Here is a 14,589-nt window from a genome sequence, read left to right on the forward strand (position 1 = left end):
ATAGATCGTTCTTGGGAAGAGCCTTCGATTCGGACGCACCTTATTCAAGAGACGAGAGTCTCCACCCTTCTTGTTGCTTTCGATTGTGCTTTTTGCTTCATAGCTATGGCTTTCCTTTGGTGGAGCATAATGTTCCTTCTTGGACGGGCATATTGGCCTTTGCTCAGTGATCGCCGAGCACTAAGTGCGGGCATTCTAGCAGTAGTCGGCATGATCGAAATCTCGTTGATGGCTATTTCTCGTGTGCCTCTGGTAGCAGGGCTTCTTTTGTTTGGGTAAGTCTCTTCGCTGTCAACAATGTGGGACAGGAACCATTTGTTATGTGTGCATAAGCATGCGCAGCGTGCTCCCCGCTGTGGCGGGGTCGGTCTGGCTGTGGCGTGGTTTCCTGACCGCGCCACTCCTGCGACCGCCAGGTCTCCAAAACGGCCTGAATGCCGAATACGCGTCCACAGATGACTTCCTGCAATAGAACCACCAAGGCACAAGGACACAGAGAAGACCGCAAAGACGTCGCCACTGCTTGTCCGATGTAACGCCCGGCCTTGCGCCGGACGTCCGGACGCCTGACGCAAGGTGAGTCGCTACAGCGCATCTGGGAGGCCATCCTGTCAGTCCTGTTCATCCCGTCAAAAAGAACCCTTCCGCCTCTTTCTAAATTCACCCGCATGGGCTATACTGTCCCTGGGTCAAATAGGGACTTGTGCGCATGAGCGATATGCACAACGCAGGAATAAAGCTGCAAATGCTTGCTTTTCATACTTATAGCCCAAGGCTCTTCCAGCTCAAGTTAGTGCCATTCGCTATTTTATCTTAAGGAGTGGCGACCCTCACTTCGGGTCGCCGGAGCGGCAGGGTCAGGAGACCCAGCCGCAGCGGGGAGGCCCATGCTTGGTGTATTGTTTTTGTACTCGTTTCATCTGCACTCCCTTTTCAAACCTAGTCCACCATTCCTAGGCCTATCTATCAAACACGACTTTTTCTTCTTGCCATGATATTGACAATATGTAGACAAATCAGCCCGGAGAATTGGCATGCTTCCGGATTCTTGTTGATTTGGAATAGGATAGCATAGTCGGAGCAGTATGATAGCATACAAAAATATAACAATTAGGAGACGAAGGATGCACAGCGATCAGTTTAGGTACCCGGAACGCTTGGTGCAGTTGCGGGCAAATCTGCGTCAATACCGCGAACTGCTCGGCATGACCCAAGAAGAGGTTGCAGAACGGCTGGGCATGACCATTGCCGGTTACGGGTCATTCGAGCGCGGCCGCACGATGGTTTCCGGTGAACGGCGCGATCTGGCACTGGCTCTGGAGACGGAGTTGGGAGAGATCGTCGAACGCCGCAGGCTGCTGCTCGGTCCTTCATCGGATAAGGACGCCGAAACCCCTGCCAAGCGACCCGTCACAGCGGACACTATCTGCCCCCGGTGCCAGTCGCCCGTGCTCGGCCCTCAGTCGGGCTACTCGTACTGCGGACACTGCGGGATCCGGCTCGGGGCGGAATGTCCCAACGGGCACGTGGTCCCGCTGGGCGCCCTCTATTGCCCAACGTGTGGCAGCCAGCTGCAGGGTGGTGCACGTGATGATTCGGTCCTTTCCGCTGGACAGCGGGCGGGGCGGGTGGAATAGGGAGCTGTTGAAAAAGTCCTTGGCGGATTGAGATTCCTTTGATCAAACGCCTTCAAGGAGAATGGGATGCCCCCGCTGTGGCGTGGTTTCCTGACCGCGCCACTCCTGCGACCGCCAGGTCTCCAAAACGGCCTGAATGCCGAATACGCGTCCACAGATGACTTCCTGCAATAGAACCACCAAGGCACAAGGACACAGAGAAGACCGCAAAGACGTCGCCACTGCTTGTCCGATGTAACGTCCGGCCTTGCGCCGGACGTCCGGACGCAAGGTCGGGCGCTACCGTGCGTTTGGGAGGCCATCCTGTCAATCTTGTTCATCCCGTCAAAAAATCTTCCCGCCTGATTGACATCCCCTTCCGTTCCCCCTATGCTTGCGTGCGGCGGTTTATGCGGCGTCCCCGGCGCGGATGAACGAGTCTCTTGCGCGGAGATTGTGCCGGAGGCGGGTAAAGGGCCATCCCAGGCGTATGTTCATGAAGCGGCGGCATGTGCTTTCCAACACATGCAGAAAGGAGGCGAGGCGGCAGGGAGGGAAACACGGCGGTCTTATCTTGGCCGAGGCCAGGCCATTCAAATGCAGTAGTCTTCAACATCGTCATAAGAGGAGAATGAACCAATGAAAAGACATGGCTTTACGTTAATCGAATTGCTTGTTGTTATCGCAATTATCGGCATCTTGGCAGCGATCCTGCTGCCCGCGCTTGCCCGTGCCCGCGAGGCTGCGCGGAGGGCCAGTTGCGCCAACAACCTCAAGCAGATGGGCATCGTCTTCAAGATGTACGCCAACGAATCCAAAGGCGAGAAATATCCCCAAATGCACTGCTACCAGGGCGAGCTATGCGACGTTTTTGTCGTGGGTTCCTTGGAGTGGCCGGTCGACACCGCTTTCCAGGGCAACCAGCTCTATCCCGAGTATCTGACCGACGTCAACGTGCTGGTCTGCCCCTCGGATACCACGCAGAATATCGACGGGTGGTATGTCGGCGACGATCCTGACAGCGGCTCCGTGGCTCCCTGCGAAATCGGGGCGCAATCTTACAACTATTGGGGCTGGGGCGTCAGCGACACGCTTGTTTTCGAGGATCCGTCTGTCGGCCCGACGCTCGATGTGGTGACGACCGCCGACCTGAACCTTGACGAAGATGGCCTCCTGGACTTCTTCACGTTCGTCACGACGGCGCCAAAGGTCGAAGCAACCGATGCCGCGAAATTCGACCAGGATTTCGGGAAGATTTACCGGCTTCGCGAGGGCATCGAGCGGTTCTTCGTTACCGACATCAATAATCCCGCGGGCAGCGCTCTGGCCCAAAGCGAACTGTATATCATGTGGGATGATGTGTCGCCCGTGCATCCGGACATGATGAATCACGTGCCCGGCGGCTGCAACGTGCTCTACATGGATGGGCACGTGGAGTTCCTGCGCTACGGCAGCCAGAGCCCGCTCTCGAAGGGTATGGTGCAGGTACTGAGCGGCCACATCAGCTGAGATTGAGGGTGCCGTAACCGGCCCCAGAGTGCCCGGCCCCTCCGGGTTGACCTTGCGAAAGGCCAACACGAACCGGAGGGGCCTTTCGATTGTCAGCGCTCGTAAGAGCATCGGCTGGGGTTCGAGGCCGGATGGGGCGTATGCGTCTCATTGGGCCATTCTGTCCTTTTGGCCTGTTGTTGCGGCGCCATATGCACGCGGGCTATCTCCGGTCATATGCGGCAGGCCGGAAGATGCGCCTTACTGCCCGGCATGACCTCTCACCATTCCTGGCGGCGTTCCTCGTCGGCGAAGTCGATGCCCCGTGACGGCTCGCCGGTCTCTTCGTAGAACCAGTCGAGAGGGATAGACAGAAACTTGAGGTCGTGAGGACGGTGCTCGGCCCCAGGGATGGGTTGGACGTGTGTGGTCAACAGGACCCGCATGCCCGCGCCGCCGTCCTCGACAAACGTGATGCTGGTATAGCCGTAATGCTTGGCGGGATCTTCCTCGATGGTGCGCACGCGGGTCCACGTGCGTGCGCCGTCGCTCGAGATTGCCGCGTCGAGGGGCGTCCGCGCCGTGTAACGGTACTGCCTTGGGCGCCGCTCGAAGTCGTGGTTGGGAAACGTAAACAGAATGTTCCCCGCCCACCCCATCTTCTCGGTATACGGCGTGTTGGGAATGCGCTCGCCGGTCAGGGGCGAGCAGGGCCCTTTGAGCGCCATGGGCTCTGGCCGGGACCACGTGCGGCCGCGGTCATGTGACCATGCCTGCGCGTGGAAACCCATGGTGGTGCGGCCATACATCCAGAGCCGCCCGTCATCGAGTTCGACGATGCCCGGCTCGTTGAAGTTCTGCGAGCCCCATTCGGGCATCGCGGGCACGTTGCCGCCCGCATGCCACGTCAAGCCGTCGTCATCTGAATAGACCATGACCCCAAGACGGCCCGGGTAATCGCGGCACGCCAGGATGATCCGCCCGCGATCGCCCGCACCCAAGGGGTCGCGGAGTTCGAGAAGACGATCATTGTTCGCGATCCGCTGCAGACGGCCCGCGTTCGCCTCGATAAGCGGACCGAACATTTTTCCCCCGTCCTCGGACCGCCGCACGTAGTGCAGCGACCCGTCCGGGCCGTCTTTGCAGTAGAACGTCAACAGGACCGTCCCATGGGCCGTCCGCAGCAGGCTGGGCGACATGACGTTCTTCCCGATGGTCTCTTGGAGCACCTCGAGCGGACTCCACGTTCTCCCGCCGTCGGCCGAGCGCCGCATGGAAATGCGGCACGGGGCGTCGTCATGCCACTCCCGGGTATGGAAATCGCTCCAGGCGAGCAGCAGCGAGCCGTCCGCGCATTGCACAATATCGCCTTCGGAATCGCGCTTGTCCGGGTGGGTCCGCTCGGAAATGATGGACCAGAAGATGCCGTTGCCGCGCAGATAGTGCGTAATGCCCGGCCGGTACCCCGGCGCATAGGGGAAATCCGGAAGCGACGGCCGCCCGGCCGTTTGCGCCAATGCGTCCCGGTGGTAGTCCGGCCCTTCGAGACCGGTGCTCGCCCGGTTGTCAGCGGGTTGGGCGGAGACCGCCGGAACCATCACGAAAAGTGCAAGAAGAGAACAGGCGATCGATCGTGCCGGCACGCAGTTGCGCATCACGCCGCTCCCCCTGAGACCTTCAACGACGAATCCCGGTTAAAGCAGGCCGGAAGCTCGCACCACAACAAGCCCCAGGCACTTCCCAGAGTATCCGCCTATGCACGCCCGAAATCCAGGCACTATCCGGTTTGCGGCAGTGCCCGTCTTGCCGGCCGGGCCGATAAAGACTACACTCGCTCCATCCATGAACGCGGAAGTACAGCCGCACAGTGAGGAGCAACGGTATGAAACACGCACTGATCCATGTTCTCTGGCTATCGATACTGGCGGCGAGAGCTTATGCCCAGGACGAGGCCCCCGCGCTGAAGATACGCGAGGGCGTCAAGAATCGTATCACTACGGACATTCACGATCTGCGGCAGGTCGTTGAAGCAACGAAGCTTTCTCAAACCCAGCGAGACGGCCTCCTTGAAGATATCGCCGCCGCCGAAACAGCGTTCCTGAATGAGCCGGGCGAATATGGGGACGGCTTCCGTGCGGTATTGCCGCTCACCGGCGCGCACGCCCGCTTGTTCGGCGTTCAAGCGGCCTTGTGGCGGTTGCAGGGGTATGCGCCGCTGACCGTCTGGCAAGCGGACCTCTGGGGAAACCTGGGCCTTTGGGACCCGCCAAAGCGTGAAGGCGCCGCCGTTGCCGTGCACATGATGCTCAACGAATACCGGGCAGGGGCCTTCAACATCAGCAACGCATCGCCCGAAGCCGCGCGGATAAGCCTCCGCATCGAGGGGATGCCAGGAGGCGCGAACCCCGCCTGCATCACCGTGCACCAGGTGGAATGGACGGATACGCGCACCGGCCGCGTGGTGGCTGCCGCATTGCCCGAGGCGGCGCGGGAGGGCGACAACTACGTCATCGAGGTCCCCTCCGGCATGACGCGGCAGGTATGGCTCACGTTTCATCCCATTGATGTCGCGGCCGGCGTTCATAACGGCCGGATTGTGTTGAACGCGGGGGGCGCGCAGCTTGAGACGCCCTTGACGCTCACCTTGTATCCGTTCCGGTTTCCGGACCAGCCCGCCCTCCATTCTGGCGGATGGGACTACACCGCCGCCGCAGGCATTTACGGCGTAACCGACGCAAACCTCGAGGCATTTCTCAAGCACTGCCGCGACCATTTTGTCGATTCGCCGTGGGAAGGAAAGAAGGTGATTCCGGAGGGGACCTACGACGCGCAGGGCAACATGGCCAGCCCGCCCGACACGGCGGCCTTCGATGCCTGGGTGAAACGATGGGAAGGCGCGCGGCGGTTCTGTGCGTTCCCCAATGCCGGAAGCAGTTTTGCGGGATTCGACGTAGGGACGCCCCAGTTTGAAAACGCCGTGAAGGCGTACGCGGCGTTCTGGGCAAATCACATGAAGGAATTGGGGCTCGAATCCAGTCAACTCATTTGGCTTCTCATCGACGAAACAAGTGACCTCGAGACGGACACGCTGGTCGTCGCGTGGGCAAAAGCTATTCGCGCGGGAGAAACCGGCATCCAGATCTGGGAAGACCCGATCCACGGCGACATGAGCAAGGCCCATCCGGAGCTGGGAAGCGTCTGCCATATCTTGTGTCCAAACCGCACGATGTTTCTCAGAGCGCCCGAAAAGTACGCGCGCTATTTTCTCGAACAACGCGACAAAGGGGTGACGCTCGAGTTCTACTCGTGCCGCGGCCCGGCGCGCCTTCTCGATCCCTATGCCTACCACCGTATGCAGGCTTGGTCGTGCTGGCAGCATCAAGCGATCTCGACGAACTTCTGGGCATGGGGCGACAACGCCGGGGTCTCCTCGTGGAACGAATACCTCGCGCCGCGCACGGCTTACACTCCCTTCTTTATCGATGCCGTCTCGGTCACCGCGGGCAAACACATGGAGGCCTGCCGCGAGAGCATCGAGGATTACGAATACCTCGTAATGCTGGCGAGGGCCGTTGCCTCGGCGGGAAAGGACAGGCCGGATAGTGAGGCCGCGCGACACGCCCGGAAGCTGCTCGTCGAGATCCCGGGCCGCGTGCTCAACCCCGCAACCCTCGACGCGTTCTGGTGGCGCGATCCCCTCGATCGCACCACGGCCGATACCGCGCGCCTCGAGATCCTCGAAGCGCTGGCCGCCCTCGAAAAATAGACCCGCACCGTGTCCGGATGGCGCGTTCGCTCTTGCAGAGCCGCCGGGGGTCAATCCGCGAAACGGAACGAATACAGCTTGGTCCCGCGGCAGTCGAAGCGCAGGCGCACGGGTCTGCCCGCAAGCGCGCTGACATCGGTGGCGCCGCCGGTCCACGCGGCTATGGCGCCGAGGTAGTCGCCGTTGATCACACGGGCTTCGTCCGGGCCGAAACCGGGGACGGGGTTCTTGTCGGCGTCAAGGAACGCGATACGCGCCTCCCCCGCCGCCGAGGTGTTCAGGTTGAGGTACAGATGCGCCCCCTCGAAGACAAACGGCCCGGTAACAGCCGTGCCGCCTTCGTAATCGAAATCCAGCGAGATAAACCCGTCGATCCTCTGTTCGACCCGAAACACCCCGCCCAGCTCGCGGCCGCCGTCGCTGTAACGCACCTGCGTATCGCCATGCGTGAAGGTGTAGCCCATGAAAAACTGCACCAGCTTGTTGTCCTCGTAGAAGATGCCGGGGATCATCATCGCAACCTTGACGTCGAGGCCGTCATACCTGCCGAGGGGGATGTACGGCGTGCGGTAGCGGGTCCATGAACGGCCGTCGCGGCTGGTGGCAAGCTGGGAATCGATTGTGCCGTCGTTGGCCTTTCCGCCAATCGCCAGCGTCGGAGCATTCAAATAGGCCCGGTACGGCGGCTCGTTGTAATGGTAGTAGGGCGTGGGAAACCCCACGTAAGCCCCCCGCGCAAGGGCGTATTTCTGGCACGCGTTGGTGTACAGATCGGTTGCGGGCGGGTCGTGCTCGTCGCGCATCATCACCACGGGCACGTCCTGCTGCCACGCCTCGTCCATCGCCTGGGTGACGATAAACCCGACGGCCCGGGCGCCTTCGTGAACCTGGCGGGGATAGTGAAGGTAACGCTGGAGCTCGCCGTCCCAGAACGACGAGATCTGGCTGTCAGAATGGTGCTCGCTGATGACCTTCTCGTCCATGGTGAAATGAATGCCGTCGGGCGAGGTGAAAAGGCGCGTGCGGAGGCCGACCTCGCTGGACAAATACGCGTAACGGCGCTCCGGAGACGCGTTCGGATCAATAAGAACCGTCCCCTCGCGCTGGGCCCACACCACGATGTTGTTGTCTTTCGACCCCTGCCATTCCACCGCGCCCAGATCGGGTTTATCCCAGTTTACCCCGTCCTTTGATGTGGCGAGAGCGAGACAGAATCCCGGCGCGGCGTCCCAGCTTACGGGGACGTAGTAGAGGCGGTATTCGCCGGCGATGGAGTCCCAAAACGCGTTGCCGTACGAGGTGATGCCGCCTTTCTCCCACGGCTTGTCCGCGATCAGCACGAGAGCGTCAAACCGCGGCGGGTTGACGGCCAGCTCGGCATTCTCGACGGAATCGAGCAGGAACTCGTCGAGAAACAGAAACCGGTTGCTGCCCAGAAGGAATGGTTCCGGGCCGGTCTCGGCGCCATGCGCGCACCACGCGAACGCGCAGATGCAGAAGACGAAAAATCTACTCCAGGGCATGGCGCAATCTCCTGAAAATATGGGCCCATAGGTCCTGCAGGACCTGGGAGAAGTTTCCGAGCGACCGCGATTTCTACAGTTTCAGGTTGGCCTCGAGCTTCTCGTTGGCCTGCATCATCTCGTCCCAGGTGACGGTTTTGCCTTGGTAGGCGGCCATCCGGCCCAGAACGCCCGTGAGCGTGCTGCGGGCGCTTTCCTCAGCATTGTTGATCGGCTTGCCGCCCGTGATGGCCGCGTGAAACGCCTTGATGTTCGCTACGGCGCCTTCCTCGTAGATCGCGGCCGTCGACCCCGGACGGTACGCCTCCGATTTGCCCTCGAGGACCACGTCGCCGCCGTAATGGGTGTCAAGAGACCCCGTAGTGCAGTGCAGCCGCGTGCAAAGATCTTCGAAAGCATGAACAAACTGGCCCGAACTGAAGTCGATGATGACGTCGTTGGGGTACCAGTACGTCACCACGAAATGGTCCCAGCAATCGCCGACGTCGACCCGCGCCTTGCGGCCGCCCGTGCCATGCGCCTTCAGGGGGTGCGTCTTGAGCATCCAGTTGGCCACGTCGAGCATATGAACGTTCTGTTCGACGATGATGTCGCCCGAAAGCGCGATGTCGAAGACCCAATTGCGAAGCCGGGCCTCTTCGGTGCCGGGTTCCATCTTGATGTTGAGCCGCCGCGCGTAGTAGTAGGCCTGGCCCACGACGGGTTCGCCGATGAGCCCGTCGTGAAGCCGCTTGATCGCCTCGATGTAGAACGGGTGTTGACGGGTCTGGAAATCGACCCACGTACAGAGGGTGTCTCCGTGTTTGTTGGCGGCGTCGACGATGGCGGTGCAGCCCGGCACGTCCACTGCAATAGGTTTCGCAAGATAGACGTGCTTCCCCGCTTCGAGCGCGGCCACGGTCTGCTCGGGGTGGAAATAGGGCGGGCTGATGATGGCCACGGCATCCACCCCGCTCGCGATGAGCTCATGGTACCCGTCCAGGCCCGTGTACTGGCGGTTCCCGGGGACGTCAAGCCGTTTTCCCGCTTCCTCAACGCGGTCCTTGAAGGGATCATGGACCGCCACGACCTTGGTTGCGGAGTTCTTCTGGAACAGGTTCCCGATCCAGGGACCGCGCCCGCCGCAGCCGATGAGGCCGATCTCGAGGGTTTCGTTCGCGGCTGCGCCGAGTGCCGAACGCGCCCCGAGAATCAGCGTGCCCGCGGCGGCCGCCTTCATGAATCCCCGTCTTCCAAACGTCTTGTTCTCTGTCGCCTTTGTCATGATAGCCGCCCCCCTTTTATCGCTTCCTGGGAATTGCCGAAATCAGCATAGCACGACAGCCCCGCGAGACGTAAATGAAGCTCACCCGAATCGCCGGATAACACGGCGATTGGGGAAACTCACATAGAGACACAACGGACACGGGAGAAATGGCGCCCGCGAAGCTCGATGGGGATGGGAACCTGCCGTGCCACGCGCGGACCCCGGGCCTCCAAATCGCGTGCAAGAACCGCTTCGTACACTGTTTCCAACAGCCCGGGACCCGTCTCTCGATGAAGCGCCACCGCGCAATCCGCAATGATGCTTCCTGTCTCATTCGGTTTCGGAGGAATCCATCTTCGTGTTCCCTGTGTCTCCGTGTGAGTTCATTCTTGTCTCTATGGAGACAATAAGATCCCTCCCGCGAGGGCTTCACATAGAGGCGATTAAGGGAGCTCAATGCATGTGAACGGGTACGTGGTAGAGACGCACGGGAAACATCCCGGGGAAATAGTGGTAGTCAAACGCATGCCCGCCTTCCTCGAGAAGCGGCCCAACATCGGGCGGGACCCCTTGAAGCGCGCCAATGACAATCCAAACCGGCCGGCCTTCGCGGGCCAGTGCGTCCACCTTCTCGGGAATCTCGCGCCATTCGGGCATGCGCACGAGAGCCGCGTCCGGCAACTGACTGTAGAATTTCGCCGGACCCGTGTAGCCGGGCGGATGAACCAGCAACTGCCCGTTTTCCTCGAAAGGTTGCCGCGTTACGACGTCCATGGCGCGGCGCATATCGGGGCGGCGCGGCATGCCGAAAGACAGCGTGTCGTAGGCATACAAAGCGATGAATGCGATGGCGCAGACGGTACGAAGCCGCCGGCCCGGAACGGCGGCCAGCCCCGCGCCGAGCAGCATGTACAAGGCCAGCGTCGAAGGAAAAACGTAGCGAGGCAGGAACGTCGGACGCCACACCAGCGTCAGAAACAGCAGGATAAGGGCCGGCGCGGCGAGCCAGACGAAGGCCAACATGAAATCGCGCATCTTCCGGCGCGCCTCCTCTTTCCGCTTCGCCCGAAGAAGTTCGCGGCGCGCGCGGAGCGTGGCGATTCCCGCGCAAACGGGCAGGGCAACCCACCCTGTGCTGATGAGCACTTTTGACGCCAACGGCAACCGCAAGGTCTCGTCCAGCCGCAGCGAGAGATCCTGCGCGGGACGCGTACCCGGGAGGGAAAGGGCGCTCTCGCTGAGGTATTGGGAAGCCGTCTCGGAACGAGGCCCTGGTATCCAAGCGAGATTGCGCTCGATTCGCGCCTGATCCATCGTGACGACCCAGAGGGCAATGGAAACGACAATCGGCCCATGAATCGCGCCCCAACAAAGCAGTGAGCGAAAGTCTTTGCGCCGGAACGCAAGGAAGAACAGGCCTTGGACAAGAACCAGCCAGATTCCATAGACGTGGGTCCACACCATGGCGGCATTGGCCAGGGCGTGTACGAACCACCAGACGGGGCGGCCGCCCTCAAGAATCCGGTGCAAGGCATACATGGCGGCCATGGCGAAAAACAGGTAGGGCGCGTACATGCGGATTTCCTGCGAGTAATATACCTGCTGGATGGCTACTGCCGCGCACCCCGCCGCGGCCAGCGCCGCGAACGGCCCGAACAACCGCCGCGCCATCAAAAACAGCATCACGATCGCGCCAAGCCCGAAACCAATCGACATGAACCTGCACGCGAGAATCGACCCGCCCGTGGCGTGCCAGCAGAAATATTCGAGGGTGAAGTACAGGGGCGCCATGGCGGGATCATCAAGGCGTTCCTGAACGATGAACTGCCGCAACGACCCCGCATCCATGTACAAGATGCTGGCGGTCTCATCATTCCAGAGTGACTCCTCGCCCAGACGGTAGCACCTCAAAACGGCCGCCAGAACCATAATCAGAACAAGAACAGCCCAATGACGCAACAGGCCACGCGCGTCTTCGTTCGAGGAAATGTCGCTTGCCGGCACCGCTCTCTCCCGTTACTGCCATTCGGCGCACAAGCACAATAGACTATCAGAAGCCGGGCGGCACCAGGAAATTTCACCCCGCGTCGGGGTATGCCCAGTGACCAAAAGGACGGAAAGGACCAAAGGGCTGCGTAGAGACACGCTAGTCTTGTTGGTTCCATGTATTCTGCAGGGCAAATGCCTGAATAGCGCTAGCGAATTCCCTCCAGCGCTCTCCGCAGCTCCACCAACAACACGCCTAATTTCACACACGCGATCAGAATCGCATAGCCGAACAGCGTCCCCAGAAACGAAAGAACCAGATGCAGGGTCTTTTCTGATGCAGGCATTGCGGCCCGAAGTGTCATAACGACCGCCAGCATGCTGTAGCCCGCCAGGACAGCGCCGCTCAGACCGGCGATCACCACGGCGTAAGTAACCCACGGCGTGCCGGGCGAGGCAAATAACAGGATGCCCATCCCGAAAATAAGTGTTGACAAGAGCAGAATCCTCGCCGTCATCGGGAGACCGGGTGTCCCCACGACGCGGCGGAACACATCCTTCCAGGCGGATTCCCTCATCTCGTTCCTATGCTATTCCCAGTTGATAATCATAGATGTCGAGGATGAAGCGCGCATTTCTTCCCCTCTCCCTTGTCTGCAACCGTATTGCCCGCCGTGGGCACGATTCAGCGGACGGGTTCGGCGTCGTACACGATGGTTTGAAATGCTTCGAGCGAGAACTCGTGCGGCGCCCCTGCCGCAACCTCGACAGCCGGCGTCTTGCCCGCGGCCGGACCGGGCGAAACAAGGCGGTACGCGGGCGGGGCGTCCGGCGGCAGTTCGAATACCGCCCCTATATCGAGCATGATGCTCGACGGCTTGTCGTCGGGATTGCGCAACACCAAGACACCCTTCCGCGGGATCCACGACGCCCATCCATAGACCTGATGCTCGCCCGGATCGCCTCCGACCCAGTGGGTATCGGCCAACACGTCGGCATTGGACCGCGACCAGTTCGCGCCCGCCGCGAGGATGTCCCACATGGAGGCGGTCAGCATCTGCGGCGCGATGTACAGCTCCTGCAGGCTGGTCCCGCTTCCGAAAAACGACCACACTTCATCGGCAAAGTCTTTCGGGTCTTCCCCCATGAGCGCGGAATATCCCTGCCGCGCGTGGACAATGCCCTGGGTCATGAGCGAATTCAGCGGATACAACGGACCCTGTCTCACGACATTCCGGTACGTATGGGTATCGCGGTAGTTGATCCACTGCTGGCGTTTCGAACCCTTACCGCTGAAATCCATATCGTTCCCACTGCGCCACGTGCTGTCCGCGTGCCAGAGGAAATAGGGCGTGGACCACGTGCCGGTCGTCGCGCTAACGTAAAGCTCGGGGTCTATTTCGCGCAATTCGCCGGCCAGCCGCATCAGCGCCTCGATATCTTCGAGGAACTCCTCGCCCCCGGTCTTGTTGTTGCCGGGCCCCATCCCGTCGAACTTGAAGAAGTTCACGCCATAGTCGCGCATCATCCTGGCGCAAATCGCATGAAACCGCTCGTAATACCGCGGCCCGGCGAGCGAGAATCCGTTGCGGTTGATCTCGAACCCCTGTTCGGCGCCGTATCGCAGCCGTTGCTCGCGCGCCTCGCCATACCCTCCAAACGGCGACAGCCAAACCCCCAAAGCGGCCCCGCAGCCCGCGGCTTTCTCACGCAGCGGCGCGAAACCATTCGGGAAACCCTCGTGAAACTGCCACAGGGTCTCGTTGTTGTCCCAGCCGTCGTCGAACACGAAACTGTCCATCTTTACGCCCCGCGCAGTGACGAGTTCCCGGCAGAACACATCGATCGCCGCGAGGGACTGGGCTTCGTCAAACTTCCGGTCGCCCCACGAAATGTCGTACCAGGAGTTGTAGTGCAGAAACGGGCGGTAGGGATGAGCGCGTTCGCGTTCGACATAGTACAAATAACCACGGCGCAGTTGGCCCGGCGGCGTGACCCCCATGACCGACGACAGCGTGAGCCGCTTGCCCGCCGCCAGAGCCGGACCCCGCCGCAACCCGCATGTCACGCGCGTCCCGCTGACAACGCTCTCCGACATCGGATGCTCGAGCGCGAAGAAAAGGTTGCCGGCCACCACCGGCGCACCCTGGGTGACCCCCAACACGTGCGCGCCCGGGACGTCCAGGTCGACCAGGCGAACGGTCTCCAAGGGCACGTCATTCTTCCCCGCCGCCAACGTCACTCGCTGAATCACATAGTTCGAGCCGTCCCGCAACTCAGCGGACCATTCCGCGGCCAGCGTCCCGTCAGGCAACGCCAGCGGGATTCTGACCCGCATCCCGCCGGACCGGTCGGCGAGTCGCCGGCCATCGGGACGCGCCCCGATTTTCTCGGCCTCAGGCGGGGCTGAAACGGTGAACTCCGAGGCTTTCAGAACACGGCCTCCCGCCAGGAGAAACACAAAGGCCTCGCCATTGCCCGCGGCCTGTTCGCGAGGAGACTCGGACGCACCAAACGTGCCCAGGCGCAGATGGCCTCCTTCCACGGTCCACTCGGCCGAGAGCACGCCGTTTTTCAGGGTGAACGCGTTGCCGGAAAGGGTTGCCACAGCTTGCCCCGGCGCGCCGCCCGGGTAATCCAATCCGGCGGCTATGCCGCTGAATGCGGCGATGCATGCCCACACCAACACGAACAGTCTCATCGTATGCCCACGATTCATGATCTCGGCCTCCTCAACGTCCCCCGTCCGCCCGAACAGCACATCGAAGATAACCGGGCTGGAATCCAGAAAAGGAGACCGGCCCTCGAGAAGTATAGCAGGTGCTTGGCAATAGATCCCGGCGAGCGCTCCCGGCAGGCAGTTGTGTTGAACACGGCCTGTGTCCGCGCCGCGCGTTTGACCCCGCGAAATGCTCGTTGTGGAACGCTCTGGCCGCGCGGAGCGGCTGCAGCCAATTCATTTGT

10 protein-coding genes are annotated in these 14,589 nt (G+C 61.2%); 3 read left to right on the forward strand and 7 right to left on the reverse strand.

The genetic code is table 11. From position 1 onward, the window contains the following. Positions 1-1,124 precede the first annotated feature (1,124 nt). On the forward strand, positions 1,125-1,637 hold the full coding sequence (locus tag PLJ71_07190) for a helix-turn-helix domain-containing protein (GenBank protein ID HQM48457.1): 513 nt from the start codon (positions 1,125-1,127) through the stop codon (positions 1,635-1,637). A 618-nt stretch (positions 1,638-2,255) separates the two neighbouring features. Next, positions 2,256-3,125 (forward strand): DUF1559 domain-containing protein, encoded by an 870-nt coding sequence (locus PLJ71_07195; GenBank protein ID HQM48458.1) that lies wholly within the window; start codon positions 2,256-2,258, stop codon positions 3,123-3,125. 260 nt (positions 3,126-3,385) lie between these two features. On the opposite strand, the gene PLJ71_07200 is transcribed toward PLJ71_07195, so the two are convergent. After that, positions 3,386-4,759: a sialidase family protein gene (locus tag PLJ71_07200; GenBank protein HQM48459.1), complete on the reverse strand. Its 1,374-nt coding sequence runs from the start codon at positions 4,757-4,759 to the stop codon at positions 3,386-3,388. Positions 4,760-4,986: 227 nt separating this feature from the next. Between PLJ71_07200 and PLJ71_07205 the strand changes: the two genes are divergently transcribed. Beyond that, positions 4,987-6,870 (forward strand): hypothetical protein, encoded by a 1,884-nt coding sequence (locus PLJ71_07205; GenBank protein HQM48460.1) that lies wholly within the window; start codon positions 4,987-4,989, stop codon positions 6,868-6,870. Positions 6,871-6,920: 50 nt separating this feature from the next. On the opposite strand, the gene PLJ71_07210 is transcribed toward PLJ71_07205, so the two are convergent. The 6 genes from PLJ71_07210 to PLJ71_07235 all read right to left on the reverse strand — a co-directional run bounded on the left by PLJ71_07210 (position 6,921) and on the right by PLJ71_07235 (position 14,344). Next, positions 6,921-8,393 carry a hypothetical protein gene (locus PLJ71_07210; protein ID HQM48461.1) on the reverse strand — a complete coding sequence of 491 codons (1,473 nt, stop codon included), beginning with the start codon at positions 8,391-8,393 and terminating at the stop codon, positions 6,921-6,923. Positions 8,394-8,466: 73 nt separating this feature from the next. Continuing rightward, positions 8,467-9,657 (reverse strand): Gfo/Idh/MocA family oxidoreductase, encoded by a 1,191-nt coding sequence (locus PLJ71_07215; GenBank protein HQM48462.1) that lies wholly within the window; start codon positions 9,655-9,657, stop codon positions 8,467-8,469. A gap of 119 nt (positions 9,658-9,776) precedes the next feature. Further along, positions 9,777-9,956, reverse strand: a complete 180-nt coding sequence (locus PLJ71_07220; GenBank protein ID HQM48463.1) for a GxxExxY protein — start codon at positions 9,954-9,956, stop codon at positions 9,777-9,779. Between the two features lie 136 nt (positions 9,957-10,092). Continuing rightward, on the reverse strand, positions 10,093-11,643 hold the full coding sequence (locus tag PLJ71_07225; GenBank protein HQM48464.1) for a glycosyltransferase family 39 protein: 1,551 nt from the start codon (positions 11,641-11,643) through the stop codon (positions 10,093-10,095). A gap of 191 nt (positions 11,644-11,834) precedes the next feature. Continuing rightward, positions 11,835-12,122, reverse strand: coding sequence for a hypothetical protein (locus PLJ71_07230; GenBank protein ID HQM48465.1), 288 nt, complete (start codon positions 12,120-12,122; stop codon positions 11,835-11,837). A gap of 188 nt (positions 12,123-12,310) precedes the next feature. Beyond that, positions 12,311-14,344 (reverse strand): enterotoxin, encoded by a 2,034-nt coding sequence (locus PLJ71_07235; GenBank protein ID HQM48466.1) that lies wholly within the window; start codon positions 14,342-14,344, stop codon positions 12,311-12,313. Between the last annotated feature and the right edge of the window lie 245 nt (positions 14,345-14,589).

The sequence above is a fragment of the Candidatus Hydrogenedentota bacterium genome (assembly GCA_035416745.1).
Classification (GTDB): Bacteria; Hydrogenedentota; Hydrogenedentia; order Hydrogenedentales; family SLHB01; genus UBA2224.